General features: G+C 62.6%; 15 protein-coding genes. 4 read left to right on the plus strand and 11 right to left on the minus strand.

All coding sequences use genetic code 11. The features are described 5' to 3' along the window. Positions 1 to 25: 25 nt before the first annotated feature. From PSV38_RS11430 to PSV38_RS11455, 6 genes are read right to left on the minus strand one after another with little or no spacing between them, the layout of a single operon-like run. Positions 26 to 2,896, minus strand: coding sequence for a DEAD/DEAH box helicase (locus PSV38_RS11430; protein ID WP_300547519.1), 2,871 nt, complete (start codon positions 2,894 to 2,896; stop codon positions 26 to 28). A gap of 4 nt (positions 2,897 to 2,900) precedes the next feature. Further along, positions 2,901 to 3,779, minus strand: a complete 879-nt coding sequence (locus PSV38_RS11435; RefSeq protein WP_300547521.1) for a crotonase/enoyl-CoA hydratase family protein — start codon at positions 3,777 to 3,779, stop codon at positions 2,901 to 2,903. Positions 3,780 to 3,829: 50 nt separating this feature from the next. Continuing rightward, entirely contained in the window at positions 3,830 to 4,303 is a 474-nt protein-coding gene (locus tag PSV38_RS11440) for an NUDIX domain-containing protein (protein ID WP_300547523.1), read from the minus strand. Further along, entirely contained in the window at positions 4,296 to 5,171 is an 876-nt protein-coding gene (locus tag PSV38_RS11445; protein ID WP_300547525.1) for an ATP-binding protein, read from the minus strand. Before PSV38_RS11445 ends, PSV38_RS11440 begins: the two co-directional genes overlap by 8 nt. Positions 5,172 to 5,204: 33 nt before the next feature. Continuing rightward, the gene (gene slmA / locus PSV38_RS11450; RefSeq protein ID WP_300547527.1) at positions 5,205 to 5,828 is read right to left on the minus strand and encodes a nucleoid occlusion factor SlmA; all 624 of its coding nucleotides are present in this window, start codon (positions 5,826 to 5,828) and stop codon (positions 5,205 to 5,207) included. A gap of 19 nt (positions 5,829 to 5,847) precedes the next feature. After that, on the minus strand, positions 5,848 to 6,564 hold the full coding sequence (locus PSV38_RS11455) for a pyrimidine 5'-nucleotidase (RefSeq protein WP_300547529.1): 717 nt from the start codon (positions 6,562 to 6,564) through the stop codon (positions 5,848 to 5,850). Between the two features lie 67 nt (positions 6,565 to 6,631). Here PSV38_RS11455 and PSV38_RS11460 point away from each other — a divergent pair, with 67 nt between their 5' ends. The 3 genes from PSV38_RS11460 (at position 6,632) to PSV38_RS11470 (ending at position 9,359) form a co-directional block, all read left to right on the plus strand. Beyond that, positions 6,632 to 7,063: a hypothetical protein gene (locus PSV38_RS11460; RefSeq protein ID WP_300547531.1), complete on the plus strand. Its 432-nt coding sequence runs from the start codon at positions 6,632 to 6,634 to the stop codon at positions 7,061 to 7,063. Beyond that, positions 7,060 to 8,028 carry a CapA family protein gene (locus tag PSV38_RS11465; protein ID WP_300547533.1) on the plus strand — a complete coding sequence of 323 codons (969 nt, stop codon included), beginning with the start codon at positions 7,060 to 7,062 and terminating at the stop codon, positions 8,026 to 8,028. Before PSV38_RS11460 ends, PSV38_RS11465 begins: the two co-directional genes overlap by 4 nt. A gap of 305 nt (positions 8,029 to 8,333) precedes the next feature. Further along, on the plus strand, positions 8,334 to 9,359 hold the full coding sequence (locus PSV38_RS11470) for a PEP-CTERM sorting domain-containing protein (protein WP_300547535.1): 1,026 nt from the start codon (positions 8,334 to 8,336) through the stop codon (positions 9,357 to 9,359). Between the two features lie 75 nt (positions 9,360 to 9,434). Here the strand turns inward: PSV38_RS11470 and argB are convergent, their stop codons facing one another. Further along, the gene (gene argB / locus PSV38_RS11475; protein WP_300547537.1) at positions 9,435 to 10,349 is read right to left on the minus strand and encodes an acetylglutamate kinase; all 915 of its coding nucleotides are present in this window, start codon (positions 10,347 to 10,349) and stop codon (positions 9,435 to 9,437) included. 175 nt (positions 10,350 to 10,524) lie between these two features. On the opposite strand from argB, the gene PSV38_RS11480 reads away from it, so the two are divergent. Continuing rightward, entirely contained in the window at positions 10,525 to 10,812 is a 288-nt protein-coding gene (locus PSV38_RS11480; RefSeq protein WP_300547539.1) for a copper-binding protein, read from the plus strand. A 222-nt stretch (positions 10,813 to 11,034) separates the two neighbouring features. On the opposite strand, the gene PSV38_RS11485 is transcribed toward PSV38_RS11480, so the two are convergent. From PSV38_RS11485 to PSV38_RS11500, 4 genes are all read right to left on the minus strand, one after another. Continuing rightward, complete coding sequence (locus PSV38_RS11485) at positions 11,035 to 11,517, minus strand: YqaA family protein (RefSeq protein ID WP_300547541.1); 483 nt, start codon at positions 11,515 to 11,517, stop codon at positions 11,035 to 11,037. 45 nt (positions 11,518 to 11,562) lie between these two features. Further along, positions 11,563 to 13,008 (minus strand): esterase-like activity of phytase family protein, encoded by a 1,446-nt coding sequence (locus PSV38_RS11490; protein ID WP_300547543.1) that lies wholly within the window; start codon positions 13,006 to 13,008, stop codon positions 11,563 to 11,565. A gap of 165 nt (positions 13,009 to 13,173) precedes the next feature. Further along, a complete protein-coding gene (locus tag PSV38_RS11495; protein ID WP_300547545.1) occupies positions 13,174 to 13,719 on the minus strand; it encodes a PEP-CTERM sorting domain-containing protein in 546 nt (181 codons plus the stop codon). A 43-nt stretch (positions 13,720 to 13,762) separates the two neighbouring features. Next, positions 13,763 to 16,414, minus strand: a complete 2,652-nt coding sequence (locus PSV38_RS11500) for a C25 family cysteine peptidase (RefSeq protein ID WP_300547547.1) — start codon at positions 16,412 to 16,414, stop codon at positions 13,763 to 13,765. Positions 16,415 to 16,607: the final 193 nt, after the last annotated feature.

Here is a 16,607-nt window from a genome sequence, read left to right on the forward strand (position 1 = left end):
TTGAAAAACGCCGGGCTTTTTTCATTCAGGGCGTGGACTCTTCGGGGATCAAGGGTTTGAACAGTTCGTCAAAGTCCTGCGCGTTCAGCGCGGCATCGCTGGCCACGCCCGACAGCAGCAAATCGGCCAGACCGGCCTTGCGCGCCTGCAACTCCACCATCTTGTCTTCCACCGTGCCGTTGGCCAGCAGCTTGTAGACGAACACTGGCTTGTCCTGCCCGATGCGGTAACAGCGGTCAATGGCCTGCTGCTCGACCGCCGGGTTCCACCAGGGGTCGTACAGGATCACGGTGTCGGCCGCGGTGAGGTTCAAGCCCACGCCACCGGCCTTCAGGCTGATCAGGAACAAGGGCACATTGCCCTTCTGGAACTTGTCCACCAGGCCCGCGCGGTCATGCGTTTCGCCAGTCAGCTTGAGGTAGTCGATCTTCAAACGCACCAGCTCGGCCTCGATCAGCGAGAGCATCTCGGTGAATTGCGAGAACAGCAAAATGCGGCGGCCGTCTTCCACCAGGGTGGGCAGCAGGTCGAGCAGCAAGGCCATCTTGGCCGAGGGCGCGGCTTTGCCAGCAGCGGGTGCGCCATCCGGGCCCATCTTCAGCAAACGCGGATCGCAACACACCTGGCGCAGCTTGAGCAAGGCGTCGAGCACCATGATCTGGCTGCGCGCCAGGCCTTGCTTTTCAATGGCCTCGCGCAGTTTCTTGTCCATCGTGGCGCGCACGGTTTCGTACAGGTCACGCTGGGTGCCACTCAGGTCAACACGCAAATGCGTTTCAGTTTTCTCGGGCAACTCGCGCGCCACTTGCAGCTTGGTGCGGCGCAGGATGAAGGGCCGAACACGGCGGGCCAGGTGTTCGGCTTGCAGGGTGTCCTTGCGCTTTTCAATCGGGTTGCGGTAGTGCTCGCGGAACTGCGCCTCGCTGCCCAACAGGCCTGGGCAGACGAAGTCCATCAGGCTCCACAACTCGCCCAGGTGATTCTCAAGCGGCGTGCCGCTCAAACACAGGCGGTGACGCGCGCGCAGACCTTTGAGCGACAGCGTGGCCTGGCTGCGGCTGTTCTTGATGCGTTGAGCTTCATCGAGCAGCAGGTAGTGCCATTCCTGCGCGGCCAGGGTGTCGATGTCGCGCACTGCCAGCGGGTAGCTGGTGATGACGAGGTGGGCGTGCTCGATGCGCTTGAAATGCTGCATGCGCTGCGGCCCGTGCAGCACCACCAGCTTCAGGCCGGGCGTGAAGCGCTGTGCCTCGGTTTGCCAGTTGGTGATCAGGCTGGTGGGCACGACGACGAGGCTGGGGCGGTCCAGGCGGCCCGCGTCCAGCTCACCCTGCAACAGGGTCAGGGTCTGCAGGGTCTTGCCCAGGCCCATGTCGTCGGCCAGCACGCCGCCCAATCGGGCACGGCGCAAGAAATCCATCCACGCCAGGCCATCGAGTTGGTAGTGGCGCAGAGTGGCCTGAACATGGGGTGAAGGCTGCACGGCCGGGAGGCTTTTGCCGCTGCCCAGCAAGCGCACCTGTTCGATCAGGTCGGTGAAAGTGGGGGGGGCCACCACGGTGGTCTGGGCCGTGACCGCTTCCAGCGTGCCCAGGTCAAAGCGAGACAGGCGCAAAGGCCCGCTGTCCTTGCCATTGGCGGCAAAGACCGAGCGCATCCACTCCATCAACGGCGCCACGCGTTGCACCGGGATGCGCAGCAGGCGTTGGCGCGGCAGGGCGCCAGGCTCGGGCACGGCATCATCGGGCCAAGGCACCAGCACTTCGCCGCGAGGCTTGCCGTCCCGCAAATCCGAATTCAGCTTCAACCAGCCGGTCTGCACCAGGCCCACCAGCAGGGGCAACAGGTCGACACTCTGGCCTTCCACGGTGACCTTCAAACCCACGCTGAACCAGTCGCCACCGGCTTCCTCGTCAACGTCAACGGTCCACTCTTCGGCGGTGTGAAGCTCATAAGGGAAGTCGTGCTTCACCTCGACCACCCAGCCGCGTGACTTGAGCAGGGGCAATTGCGTGGTCAGGATGTGAGGCCACTGTTCGCGGCGCTGTGGCACCAGCACCAGGGGTTCGCCTTCGAGCGCCGAACCGGCGCCGCCCGTGCCGCCGCCCGCATTCAGCCGCGTCAGGCGGTTGATGGCCAGACCGGCCGACAGGCTCCACGAGCGGAATTCGAGCGTGTTGCACAGGTCCAGCAAGGCCGTGGCTTCCTGCTTGCTCTGGCGCTCAAAACGCACCATCTGGCGCTGCCCGGGCTGCTCCGGGTCCTCGCGCTCGCTGAAACCCATGGCGCCATGCACGGCAGGAAAATGAAAATCAACCGGCTCACTGCCTTCAGGCTGATAGCGCAGGATCAGTTGCGCGGCCGCCTGACGCACCTTGGTGCTGATGGACGATTGCGAACCATAACGGTGGTGCAGCATGGCCTCGGAGACCACGTCCACGCAGGTGGTGAGCTTCAGCACGGGAATCAGGGGCAAGGCCCCCAGGCTGACCGAGGGCAGCTCGGGCGGCTCATCCCCCAATGTCAGACGCATCTGCGGCGAAGGCGGGGTGGCCTTGATGACCAGCGGTTCATCAGGCAGGCCGCCACCACGCTGCTTGCGCACCTGCTGCGCCTCGAAGGCGATCAAGGCGGCGGCCACATGTTTGCAGTTCAAACCCACTGGACAGGTGCAATGCCCCATCACGCGCAGGCCCAGTCGGCGGTCGTTGACCAACTCGGTGCGCTGCGCATAGGCTTGCGCGCCGCTGCCGTGCAGGCGGGTCGACAAGACCGGCCCGATCACCTGCATGGACTGGATGGCTTGCTCAGGCTTGAGGTCCACGGCGCGCGCGAGGGTGCGGCCATCAAAGTATTCCCCGAGATCAAAGTCTTCGGGCAGTGCGAAATCACTCAAGAGCTCATTCCCACCATGGGTAGAAAGAAGGCATCTCGGAGGTCTTGCCCTCGAACTGCGCGGGACGCTTTTCCAGGAAGGCGTTCACGCCTTCTTTGCCATCGCCGATGCTGGTGTAGAACATGGCCAGAGAATCGACCTGGTGGGCCGCCAAGGGATGGGGCTGGGCCGAGTTGCGGTACATCATCTGACGCGTCAGGGCGATGCCGACGGGCGAGCGCTCGGTGGCGATGCGGCGGGCGATCTTCAAGGCCTCGTCCAGTAACTGATCGTGCGGCACCACGGCCTTGACCAGGCGACCGCGCAGGGCTTCCTGCGCATCAAACACATCGGCCAGGTAGGTCCATTCGAGCGCTTGCGAGATGCCGACCACGCGCGGCAGAAACCAGCTGGAGCAGGCCTCGGGCACGATGCCGATGCGGCCAAAGACGAAGCCGATGCGGGCTTTGTCAGAGGCCAGGCGGATGTCCATGGGCAAGGTCATGGTGGCGCCAATGCCCACGGCCGCGCCATTGATGGCACCGATCACCGGCTTCTTGCAATCGTAGATGGCCAGCACGACGCGGCCACCGGTGTCGCGCACGCCGTTGAAGATCTCCGGCTCGTTAAGGCGGTGGCGCATGTCGTCCATGGTCGGCCACTGGGTTTCGTCCAGGCCAAACACATTGCCTTCGGCGGTCAGGTCCATGCCCGCGCAAAAGGCCTTGCCCGCGCCGGTGACCACGACGGCACGCACGGCGTCGTCGTTGCTGGCGCGCGTGAAAGCGTCAACCAGTTCATTGGCCATCTCGACGGTGAAGGCGTTGAGCTGTTCGGGACGGTTGAGCTTGAGCAGCAACACGCCGTCGGGGTCAACCGCGTAGTCCAGGGTCTTGTAGGTCATGGAATCTCTCCTCCAGCGGGGGGCCTGTGGATTTTTTGGGCAAGCCCCCATTATCCGCTGTGCGTGACGCCTTCGTGACCACGTTCTGCGGCCAGCCACCACAACACAGGGACGGTGCCGGGAAGCACCGGCACCACCTCGACCGGCAAGACCTGCCAGGCCATTTGCTGGCCCTCGCGCATGTCGAGCTCGCCGGTCCAGTCGTAAACCTTGCAAAAGTTCAGGCGAACCTTGGCGTGGGGGTAGTCCATCACCTCGGTTTGCCAGGGGTGGGCCTGGCCAATGGTGATGCCCAGTTCTTCCACCAGTTCGCGGCGCAGGGCCTCTTCGATACTCTCGCCCTGCTCCACCTTGCCGCCCGGAAACTCCCAGTGGCCTTCGTAGACCTTGCCCGGGGGGCGCGAAGTCATCAGAAAACGGGTTTCACGGCCCGACGCATCGCGCTCGATCAGCACGCCCACCGCCACCTCGACCGGCACACGGTCGGTCTCTGCCATCACGTGGTACGACTTGGCTTCAGCCATGGTCGCGCCCCGAGTAGTCACGCGCGAACTGGTAGGCGACCCGGCCGGAGCGCGAACCACGCTCGATCGCCCACACCAGGGCCTGCGGGCGGGCGGCGGCGATGGCATCGGCCGACACCTCGTAATGGCTCAACCACTGCGCCACGATGGCCAGGTACTCGTCTTGTGTGAAGGGGTAGAAGCTGATCCACAGGCCGAAGCGTTCAGACAGCGAGATCTTTTCTTCGACGACTTCACCGGGGTGCAGCTCGCCATCGTCGCTGCGGTGGTAGCTCTTGTTGTCGGCGTGGTACTCGGGCAGCAGGTGGCGACGGTTCGAGGTAGCCACGATCAGCACGTTGTCACCCGCGGCCGAGACGGAACCATCGAGCACTGACTTGAGCGCCTTGTAGCCGGGCTCGCCTTCGTCAAACGACAGGTCATCGCTGAAGACGATGAAGCGCTCGGGGCGGCCATCGACCAAGTCCACCAGGTCGGCCAGGTCCACCAGATCGGCCTTGTCGACCTCGATCAGGCGCAGGCCTTGGTCCGCGAACTCGTTCAGGCCGGCCCTGACCAACGAAGACTTGCCGGTGCCGCGCGCACCGGTCAAGAGCACGTTGTTGGCGTTGCGCCCCGCCACGAACTGCGCGAGGTTGCGGGTGAAGCGCTCTTTTTGTGTGTCCACCTCCTGCAGATCGGACAACTGGATACGGCCGATGTGGCGGATGGGCTCGAGCGTGGCGCCACCACTGCTGCGCTTGCGGTAGCGCCAAGCCACGGCCGAAGACCAGTCTGGCTCGCTCAAGGGGTGGGGTAAAACGTTCTCGAGCCGGGCCATCAAATGTTCGGCGCGGCTGATCAGGTGGGTCAGGTCGGGCGTGCTCATGGCCTCAGTGTAGAGGCAGCAGCCTGGCGGCGTTCAGGCCAGCAGTTGCTTCAGCGTGGCGTCCAGGTGCTCGGTGGGCAGGCGCTTGAAGCCTGTGCGCGTGAATCGGTGCAGGCGGCCCAGCACCACGCTGATGGCCAGCGACCCGTTCACTTGCCCATCTACCGTGGGCGTGACCGAGCCTCGCGCTTCAGCCCGCGCCTTGTAGCTCTGGCGCAGCAAAGACTCCAGGCGCTCAAAAACCTGGTTCATTCGCACCGCCAGGCGGTCGTGCTCGAACACCAGCGCATCGCCCACCATCACGCGGGCCATGCCCGGGTTCTTTTCGGCGAATTGCAGCACCAGGCCCAGGATGCGCGTGATCTGCACCGACGGGTCGGCTTCGCGCTCCATGATCTGGTTGGCCAGGGTGAACAGGCTTTGCTCGATGAACTCGATCAGGCCTTCGAACATTTGCGCCTTGCTGGCGAAGTGCCGGTACAAGGCGGCCTCGCTGACCTCCAGGCGCGCCGCCAGGGCCGCCGTGGTGATGCGTTCGGCGCCAGGTTGCTCCAGCATTGTCGCCAAGGCCTGCAGGATCTGCACGCGGCGCTCGCCCGGCTTGGGGCGTTTGCGGGGCGCAGGCTCGACAGCAGCAGGGATGAGTTCGTCGTTCATCGCATCGTCTTGTGCAACATCAGGGGCTGGGGCTGAAAACCGTGTGCAGCGCACGCAGCCGACGGATTCTGGCACACACCCAGGCAGGCCGACGATGCAAGTGTGCACCTGCTTCGGGGCCATGCGGGTTGTGCTTGAGGTAGCTTTGCATCCACACCGTGCGCAAGTGCGCCGCCCGGGCAGTTTTCAAATTGGCCAGGGTGTCTTCGATCAGCACGCAGCGGTGGGCGGGCAAGCGATGGCGGGCCAGCACCACGCGCAGCATGCGGGCATCGGGCTTGGGCCGCAGATCGCCGAACACGCGCATGCCTTCGATCGAGATGATGCCTTCGAAGCAACTGGCCAGGTCGAGGGCGGTGACCACGCGTTTGGCGTAGTCGGCCGGGGCGTTGGTGAGGATGAACTTGCGGCCGGGCAGACGCTTGAGGGCGGCGCGGTCGCAGGGGGGCATGCGCAGGTGGGCTTCCAGGCCTGGCAGTTCGTGGGTTTGCGCCAGGAAGTGCGCGGCGCGGATGCCATGGTGTTTTTCAAGGCCCAGCAGGGTGGCCCCGTAGCGGCGCCAGTAATGCACCCGCAAGTCATTGGCTTCTTGGCGCGGCAGGCCCAGGTGCTGGACGATGTAGTCGGTCATCGAGCCATTGAGGCGGCTGAACACGGCGCTGGACGCGTCGTGCAGAGTGTTGTCCAGGTCGAACAACCAGATGGGGGGCTGCTGTTTGGAGTGGTGTTGCTTCACAAGGCCAGTGTAGTGTGAGTGTTTTACGCGGGCTGGGGCGGTCTGCGACCCCCTGTACATTGCACCCATGAAAAACATTGGCACATCCTGCAAAGTGGCCATGGTCATCGTGGCATCAACCGCCATGCCAACCCACGCCGAGACGGCAGCGGCAGCCACGGTGCTGCGCTGCCAGGTGCGCTACGCCAGTGACACCATCCACATCGAGACCCGCCCGGTGGCCAACCCCTACACCGTTACCTCGCAAGACATCGGCGAGCGCTTTCGCTTCAAGGCGGTGATGGTCGGCAACGATCGACAAGTGGACTACATCGCGCTCTACGCCTACGACATGGCGATGCCCGGCGCCCCCCTGCTGATCCACGAGGTGGTGCACCAACCGCCGTTTTCCAGCAACACAACAGTGCCCGGCCTGACCGGCTGGAACCATGCCTATTCCGCGCGACTCGGCCGCGAGATGGTCTACGGCTGCGCACTGACCAACAAGGCCGCTCCATGATGATGATCATGCGCCGTTGGCTGACCGCCCTGCTGCTGAGCGCCAGCACCTTGTGCTCATTCACGGCCCACGCCGAACCCACCGTGTCCATCGTTTTCATGGGCGATGTGATGCTGGCGGACCACCCAGGCCAGCGGATCAAGCAGGGCCACAACCCTTTCGCGCCCTTTGCCCAACTCCTGGACAGCGCCGATGTGCGCGTGGCCAACCTGGAATGCGTGATCGCACGCGGCGGCAAAGCCGAAGACAAGCCCTACACCTTCCGGGCTCACCCGCGCGTCTTGAAGCTGCTCAAGCGGCACATGGACGCCGTGTCCGTGGCCAACAACCACTCGGGTGATTTTGGCCGCACAGCCTTTGCCGAGATGCTGGGCCGGCTGGACCAGGCCAAGCTGCCCTTCTTTGGTGGTGGCCAAGACCTGAGCCAGGCTCACACCCCGCTGCTGATCGAACGCAAGGGCCTGCGCATTGCCTTGCTGGGCTACGACGAGTTCTTTCCCCGCAGCTTTGAAGCGGGCGACAAGCACCCCGGCGTGGCCTGGAGCGAAGACGAGCAGGTGGTGCTGGACATCCGCCGCGCCCGCACTGTGCACCACGCCGACATCGTCATCCCCTTCATGCACTGGGGCGAGGAACACCAGCCCCGCGCCAATGACCGCCAGCGTGAACTGGCCCGCCTGATGATCGACGCGGGCGCCGATGCCGTGGTGGGCACGCACCCTCACGTCGTGCAAGACATCGAGCTGTACCAGGGCAAGCCCATCGTCTACAGCCTGGGCAATTTCATCTTCGATGGCTTTGACGATGCCGACAACAACACGGCCTGGGTATTGCGCCTGAACGTGGACCGCAAGGGCGTGCGCGATGCCCACATCCAGGTCGGCCGCATCGACCGGCATGGCACGCCACACCCCGCCGGCCAACCGATCCCAATCAACTTGGGGCCTGCAATGCCACTGCCGTGACCGATCAACCTGTTGGCGCATCGCGCCATGGTGCACCTCATCAGGCACTGAGGACCAACACCGGCAAGAACCCCGGGGTCGTGGGATTCCTGGAGCCTTGAAGTCAAGCTAACATGAATCCACTCAGGGGGAAATCAACGCGAAGTTTTGACAAGCATCGCAACGTGCCCCTTGGTGTGTTCAAACCGGGCTGGGGACCGCCTCTGGCCTGGCATCAAAAATTCCATCGAGAAAATTGTATGCGTGCACCTGCTTTTCTTCGCATCCTGGGCTCAAGCCTGGCTGTTCTAGCCATGCACAATTCCATGGCCAGCCCCATTGCGCAAAGCTTTCAGATCACCTCAGTGAATCTGGCGGCCAATGACTTGGCCTACAACTCCACCACCCAGGAGTATTTGGCCTCTGTGTCCAGCACCGCTGGTTTTGGCCTCGGCAACACCATCACTCGCATTTCCAACCAAGGGCAGATCGTCCAATCTACTTTTGTCGGCAGTGAACCGGGCATCATCGCGTTGTCCAGTGATGGCACCACGGGTTATGTCGCGTTGAAAGGTTCTCCAAGCGTGCGCCAATTTGACGCGATCACCGGAGCGGCGGGCATCCAGTTCGGTTTGGGATCCACCTGGAATGGGGCCATGTACGCCGAGGACATTGCCGTGGCCCCAGGGCAAAACGACACCATCGCCGTGGCCCGACGCAACAGCTGCTGCAGCCCTCGTCACGAAGGCGTCGCGATCTACAAAAATGGCGTCATGTTGCCTGCCACCACACCCTCCCACACGGGCAGCAACACCATTGAATTCGGGGCCAATGCTTCAACCCTTTATGGCTACAACAATGAAACCAGCGATTTTGGTTTCCGCACCATGAGTGTGAACGCCTCGGGTGTGAGCATCACCTCCGTGGCCACGGGTGCGTTCTATGGTTACTCCCCCACCATCACTTACGACGGTGGGCTCATGTACAGCAACGACGGCAGGGTCGTTGATCCGACGAACGGTCTGCTGCTGGGCACGTTCAACATTGGCTATGGCAGTGTTTTTGCCTCAGCCGCCAAATGGGGTCAGGCCTATGCCTTGTCCTCCTCTGGCGTATTGACCGTGTTTGATCAAGCCACGTTCACGCCCATCACCACTTACAGCCTGGGCAATCAGCTCAATGTCGGAAGCGGGCTGAGCGAATTGATTGTTGGAGACAATGGGGATCTCGCCGTGAGAACGACCGATCGCATTTATTTGCTGTCGGCCGTTCCTGAGCCATCCACGTACTTCATGTGGATGGCCGGCTTTGTCTTCATGGCACTGGGTGTGAGAAAGCACCGCACCCGCTGAAGTCTGCGCACAGCAGCTTCAATCAAAAAGGGCCTGGAAAATTCCAGGCCCTTTTTGATTTCAACGCTCAGTCGATCAGTGCGAGCGAATCATCGTGCCGAAAGCCTGTTCGGTCAGGATTTCCAGCAGCAAGGCGTGAGGCACGCGCCCATCGATGATGTGCACCGCGTGCACGCCGCTCTTGGCCGCGTCCAGCGCGGACTGGATCTTGGGCAGCATGCCGCCCGAGATGGTGCCGTCGGCGAACAGCTCGTCGATCTCGCGGGCCGACAGGTCGGTCATCAGCTCGCCCTGCTTGTTCAGCACGCCCGGGGTGTTGGTCAGCAGCACCAGCTTCTCGGCCTTGAGCACCTCGGCCAGCTTGCCCGCCACCACATCGGCGTTGATGTTGTAGCTCTCGTTCTCGTCGCCAAAGCCGATGGGGCTGATGACGGGGATGAACTGGTCATCTTGCAGGGCCTTGACCACGCTGGGGTCGATGCTGACGATGTCGCCCACATGGCCCACATCGTGTTCTTTGCTGGGATCTTCACGGTCTTTCAGGCGCAGCTTGCGGGCGCGGATCAAGCCGCCATCGCGGCCGGTCAGGCCCACGGCCTTGCCACCGGCATGGTTGATCAAACCGACGATGTCCTGCTGCACTTCACCGGCCAGCACCCACTCGACCACTTCCATGGTCTCTTCGTCGGTCACGCGCATGCCCTGCACGAACTGGCCCTTCTTGCCGATCTTGTTGAGCGCGTCGTCGATCTGCGGGCCGCCGCCGTGCACCACCACCGGGTTCAGGCCCACCAGCTTGAGCAGCACCACGTCTTCGGCGAAGTCGGCTTGCAGGGCCGGATCGGTCATGGCGTTGCCGCCGTATTTGATGACGATGGTCTTGCCGTGGAACTTGCGGATGTAGGGCAAAGCCTGCGCAAGGATCTCGGCCTTGTCACGGGGCGAAATGCTGGCAAAGGTGTCGGACGGGTCAGTGGGCAAGGCGGTCATGGCGGCGCGCAGTTCTTGTAACAAGCAAAGCGCCCATTTTAGGGACACTGTGCGGGCTGTTGATGAAAAACTTGTCAACCCGTTGCCCACCCCGCGCGTCTAAGGAAGGCGAGGATCGCGCATTGGTGCGCCTCGGGTCATACTGGACACCGTCGTGTCTGCCAAGGAGCCCTCTGTGAAGAAGTCATTGTTCGCCACCACCGCTGCCCTGATCATGGGTTTGGGCCTGTCGGCCTCGGCCCTGGCCGTGGACGGCGAAGTCAAGAAGATCGACGCCGACAACGGCAAGATCACGCTCAAGCATGGCGAGATCAAAAGCCTGGACCTGCCCGCCATGCAAATGGCCTTCCGGGTGGCCAATCCGGCGTGGCTCAAAACCGTGCAGGTGGGCGACAAGGTGGATTTCACGGCCGACAAGGTGGGCGGCCAGTTCACCATCACCACGCTCGAAGTCAAGAAGTGACGTAAAAAAAGCCCCGGAAGCTTTCACCGCCGGGGCTTGTCATCCATCAGTCCTCCCTGGACCTTTTCTTGATGACAGCGTTGGATGGTCGCGATTGGTATCAGTCTGTTTTGGTTCGCGATTGATCCAATCTTAGTGTCGCAAGTCACGGATTGACCCACTTGCCGAAACAAATTCGTTACAAAATGCATCCCATGAACATGGGATGGCGCTTGGTGAAAATCAGACCACCCAAAGCATGAAAACGGTCATGGTGATGTAGCGGGCGAACTTGCCCGCCGCCATGTAAGCCACGCAAGGCCAAAAGGGCAGCCTGAGCCAGCCGGCCACCGCGCACAGCGGATCGCCCACGATGGGCAGCCACGACAGCAGGCAGGCCTTGGCACCAAAGCGTTGCAACCACCGCAGGGCGCGGGTGTTGGTATTGGCGGGGTGGTGGGTCACCTTCTCGGTGCCACGGCGTGCCAACCAGCCTACCCACCAGGTGACGATGCCGCCCAGGGTATTGCCCAGGGTGGCGATCAGCACCGCAGGCCAGAACATCTCGGGGTTGAGCTTGATCAGAGCAAAGACGGCCGGCTCAGAGCCCAAAGGCAACAGCGTGGCCGACACGAAGGCCACCACGAACAACGCGCTCAAACCCACCTGAGGCAAAGCCAAGCACTGCAAAAGCGAAGAAACCCCCGCGACCATCCAAGCTTCCATGCCTGGATTGTCGGGGGGTTTCAGATCCGGCACCGGATCGGAAGATCAGCGGCGGCGACGCACCCAGGTCATCACGGCCAGGCCGGCGCCCAACAAGGCCATGGTTTCAGGCTCGGGCACGGCCTGGACATAGTTCGTCATGTCCCCGAGGCCGGATTTGTAAGCATGCAGTACGCCTGGAATGGCGGTGTAGCCCGTGAAGTCGGTCCCTGTGGGCAAAGCGGCCCCCACCAAACCATTGCCGCCAATCGACTTGCAGTTGCTGAAGGTGCCAATGTCGCACTGGATGCGCGTCACCGTGCCGGCGCCTGCCTTGATGAACACCTCGAACTGCTCACCGTTCGCATTTTGGGTGATCGAATAGTCGTTGTCAGTACCCGCCAGCATCTGGTAAGTGCCATCGGCCAACTTCGGCCCGATGGCCCAGCCTTCCCATTTTTCGGGCGACAAATTGCCCAGCTCCGACAAGGTATCGGCGGCCAAATCAACCACGGGCTTGGCGGTCTTGCTCACCGCGGTGAAGCTGGCGCCAGGTGCATCCAAGTCAATCCCGCTGACATCAGTGACATCGTCGCCAATGCTGATGCGATACACCTTCTTGTTGGGCGCAGCCAGATTGGCTTCGGGCACGCCCACGCCACGGTTGTTGCGCTCCAGCACATCGAACTCATGGTCATTGATGGCCACGAGGGCGGAGATGCCTCGTCCCTGGCTGCTGCCTTCCATTTTGTAGGCGTACTGCCCGGCCACGGCACCCGTGTTCAAGTCAAACTTGACAATGCGGTTGTACACACCATCCGCGCCACCCTCATCGAGCATGGCGCTTTGAAGCATGGCGAAGGCGAACTGCCCATCAGGGGTCACGGCCAGGCCTTCAAAGCCGCGGTTGGTGCGCTTGCCAGCGGTGTTGCCCGTGTCGCCTGCATAGTTGGCCAAGCTGGTGCCTGCATTGCGCGGGGTCAGGTTGCTGGGCGTGCTGAAGGTGCGCACCAATTGGCCTGAACGATTGAACTCGTACAGCGATGGGCCGTATTCGTCAGACACCAGGAAATTGCCATTGCGCGGGTTGATCACCAAGCCTTCCGGGTCGAAAGAGCGGCCCAAGGTGCTGCTTGGGTTGGGCGCGATGCCATTGAAGGCCTGGCCCGATGCGTTGGTGAACTTGACGGTCTGGACCACCCGGAAGTTGGAGATGGCACCCGTGGTGGCGTTGACATCGAGGGTGAAGCGCTGAACGCGCGTGTCATAGCTGAGTGTGCCGCCACCGGGACCACGGTCTGACAAGCCCCACCATTCGCTACGGTTGGCGTCGTAATACAAGTCTGAGAAATAGCCCATGCGGCCATCGTTGACCGAAGTGCCCCCCGAGACATCAAGTGCCGATCCTGACAAAGCCAGGCCATTGACGAAGGTGGCTGCGGCTTGGGCCGGTGCACTCAGGGCCAGGCCGGTGGCCAATGCGGCAACCAGGGTAAAGGTGGTGGACTTCATGAAACAACTCTCCAGAACAACATGAAAAATGATGTTCAGGCTAGGGAGTCATGATGACAGATTCGTGTCACCCGGCCCCACGTTCAAGGGGGCAGCAGTCCATGCGTCACCCAAGAAAAAAAGGGGTTGGCGTGTCGCCAACCCCTTAACCAACTACACGCGAGCTCAGCCTTGGCGGCGACGGCGCGAGGCCATGAAGCCAACGGCGCCCAGGCCGGCCAGCATCAAGGCCACCGAGCCAGGCTCGGGGACGGCCGCCACGGTGCCGCCAACGTAAGTCACGCTCACAGCGTTGGAGAACTCGTCACCAAACGGGAAGGAAGGCGACTCGCTCAGGGTGATGGACGAGGTGCCCAAACCGATGGCCGTGAACTTCAGGGTCGAGGTCAGGAAGTCTCCCTTGATGGGTGCCGAGAACGTGTTGAAGAACACGTCGCTCACGGTGCCGCCCACCGTGGTGCCCTTGCTCGTCAGGAACTCCCAGTTGGACGGGAAGGTGATGTCGTCCAGTTGGAGCAGGCTGGCGTCGAACGATATGCTGTAGCCGCCACCAAAGATCTTGTCGGGGAAGCCCGTGGCCAGCAGGTCCACGGTGAAGCTGTCGCCGATGTGGACGTTGGTGAGCGAGGGGCTGACCGAGACGGTCTGGGCTTGCACGGTGAAGGCAGCCAGGGTGACGGCGGCGGCGATGAGGGTTTGGTGCAGTTTCATGAAAATTCCTTGAAGGTCAGAGAAAACAGGGTTGAAAAAAGAATCACTTGGCCACGGGCAGGTGCAAGGCAGAAGGGCCAGGGACCTTGCCGAACAACTTGCTGAAGCGGCTGACGTCCAGCGAATTGACCAGACCGTCGCCGTTCAGGTCGCCGGCCACACCGCGCTTGCCGAACTGGCCACGCAGGGTCGACAGGTCCAGCGCATTGACGAAGCCGTCGTTGTTCAGGTCGGCATCGCAAGCGTTGCCGTAGCCGTCACCGTCGGTGTCTTGCTGTTCTTTGTTGGGCACGGTCACGCAGTTGTCGCGGCTGTCGGGCACGCCGTCGCCATCGCTGTCGGTTTCCTTGATGGCGGCTTGGGTGCTGGCGCCATCGGGCGAGGCCACGCGAACCAGCACGTTGTCACCCTTGAAGCCTTCACCCAGGTCGATCTCGCCCACGCCATCGACGTTGAGCAAGGTGCGTCCCAGTTCGACACCGGTCTTGGGCTCGAACGCCACCACGGTGACCCACTCGGGCTGAGGCAGTTCAGGCGGGCAGGTCAGGCAGCCGGGTTGCACGGGCACCTTGATCTTCACCAGCGTCTTCTCCAGGGTGAAGATGGGCAGACTGAACTTCCAGGGCGGGCTGACGCGCAGCTTGACGGTGGGGTCACCCAACAGGTTGTAGATGTTGAGTTCCTGGCGCAGGTTGACGATCGCGGGGCGGCTGCCACCGCTGTTCAGCGGGTGCCGGTTGCCTTGCGCGCCCGAACTCACATCAGAGATGTAGGTCTTGGCATAGTTCAACAAATCACCCAGACGCTGGATGGCGCTGCCGGTGCCGAAGGTGGGAACCAAGCCGGGGAACACGCCATCGAACAAGCCCAGGGTCAAGTGGTTGTTGTCGGTGGTGCTGCTGGAGCGCGAATCACCGATCACCGCCAAAGCACCGTCGGCCTTGCGCAGGAAGGACTCAGCCCAGTAGGTGCTGCCCACGCCGGGGCCATAACCGGCGCCAATCTTGTTGGCTACCAGGTCCACGGTCTCGTTGTCGAAAATGCCGCTGGCGCAGTTGATGCTGAACACCACCGGGAACTGGTTGTTGACCACCGAGACCAAGCCCAGGTCGCCAGTCTGGAAGGAAGGATCACCCCAACCCGACCACCAACCATGGTCGCGGTGATAAACCAGCGAAGAGCCTTGGTTGATGGCCGCTGCGATGTCGTTGCGATCAGCATCCCAGGCAAAGCCGGGCTTCTTCAGGGCCGCCGGGATGGCCGCACCGCTGTTATAGAAGGACGGGTTGGACGAGGCCGGCGCGGTGTACAAGCGGGCCACGTTGTAACCCTTGCCCACCGCGTGGTTGCGCACCATCTCAGAGGTTTCCACGAACCAGCGCGCATCGGTGGCACCCGTGCTCTGGAAGTAGGAGGCAAACGTCAGGCGGCTGTAGAAGTCCTGCCCGAAGATCGGGTTGGCGGGGGGCGAGTTCTCAAACGCCATCACCTTGGAGACGATGGTGTTGGCCTGGGCCAGCGTGTCCACCGGGAAGCGGCCAATGCCGAATGGCGGGATGGTCGTGGCCGTGGCACCCGCCAGGAACTGGCCGTACCACATGTCGCCCGCGTTGCGCGCGGTGTCCCAGATGTTCTGCTGGTCATAGTGAGTGGGCACGAACTCGGCATCGCCCATGAACAGCACCCACTTCGGGCGGATCAGGTGCGTGTTGTAGTAATTGGCGATCCAGTTGCGGACCTGGCCTTCCGTGGCCGCGGCGCCGCCTCCGGTGATCTCCGCGGTGGTGACCACGCGTGTGGAGATGCCCAGTGCCTGCTTGTGCGCCTTGAGCGCATCGGCCGCTGGCTTGAAGTTGGGGTGCGTGACGATCAGGAAGCGGGCCCCGAAGATCGCGGGGTTGATGATGATGGGCGGGGCGCAGCGCAGCTTGCTGGCCATGTCCTTGTTGATGGTGAACTGCAGGGCGGGCAGGGGTAGTTGCTCAATGCGCTGGTCGATGCCGTCAAAGCCCATGGCCCGCGTACCGACCACGCCCTTGAGCTTGAGGCGGTCGTAGATGAAGCAGTTGCCTGGGTGCTTGATGGTGACCAGGTAGCTGGGGTAGTAGGTGATGAGCTGTTCAGCGGGGTTGTATCCGTAAGGCGAGAGGCGGTAGCCGTTCACACTGGCATCGCCCTTGAACACGGGCAAGGTGCCTTGGTCTTGACCAGGCGTCTTGAAGCCTTTGGCCCAGCGGTCAGCGTCGAACTCAAACCTGGTCTCATCCTTGGCACCGGCGCGGTTGCTTTCAGGCGGCTGAACGGGGTACAGGCGCGCTTGCTGGCGCTTGATGGAACCTTCGGGCACGATCTCGACCGTGGACGAGCCGTCCTTGGCATCCACAGGCAGAGCCAGTGAGAAGCCGCTCAGGGGCACTTCAGGCAGGCCGACTTCGCGGATGTCATTGATGGCGCCGCCACCGTTGGCCAGCGAGAAGCGTTGGAACACGCCACTGGTCGTTTCCACGCTGTCCAGCTTGGGCACAGGCACGATCACGCGCAGCACGGTTTGATCAGGGGAGGAAGACACGGTTTCAACGTGCAGGGTGGGGGCGGTTTGCGCCCAGGCCATCGAGGTCATGGCCAGCATGGCCGCCGCTGCTTGCGCGGTGGTCGACAGCGCGCGCCGCCGGTTGATGAGAGAGTGAATAGGCATGGTCAGCTCCAAAATTTGAGAAACAGGCACCGGGCCTGATTGGCGTGGTGTGAAGCGAAGACTAGGGACGCCGGGCAAGCGCCACAAGGGTGCAAGGGTCCCAAGCCCCTAGGGTTGGGGACGGTCAAGCTAGGGGGGAACCTAGAACTAGGGCCCAAGGCTTAGGGGGTTTTGGGGGGTCAGTGACGCCTCA

This window comes from Aquabacterium sp., from assembly GCF_029946005.1.
GTDB lineage: Bacteria > Pseudomonadota > Gammaproteobacteria > Burkholderiales > Burkholderiaceae_C > Aquabacterium.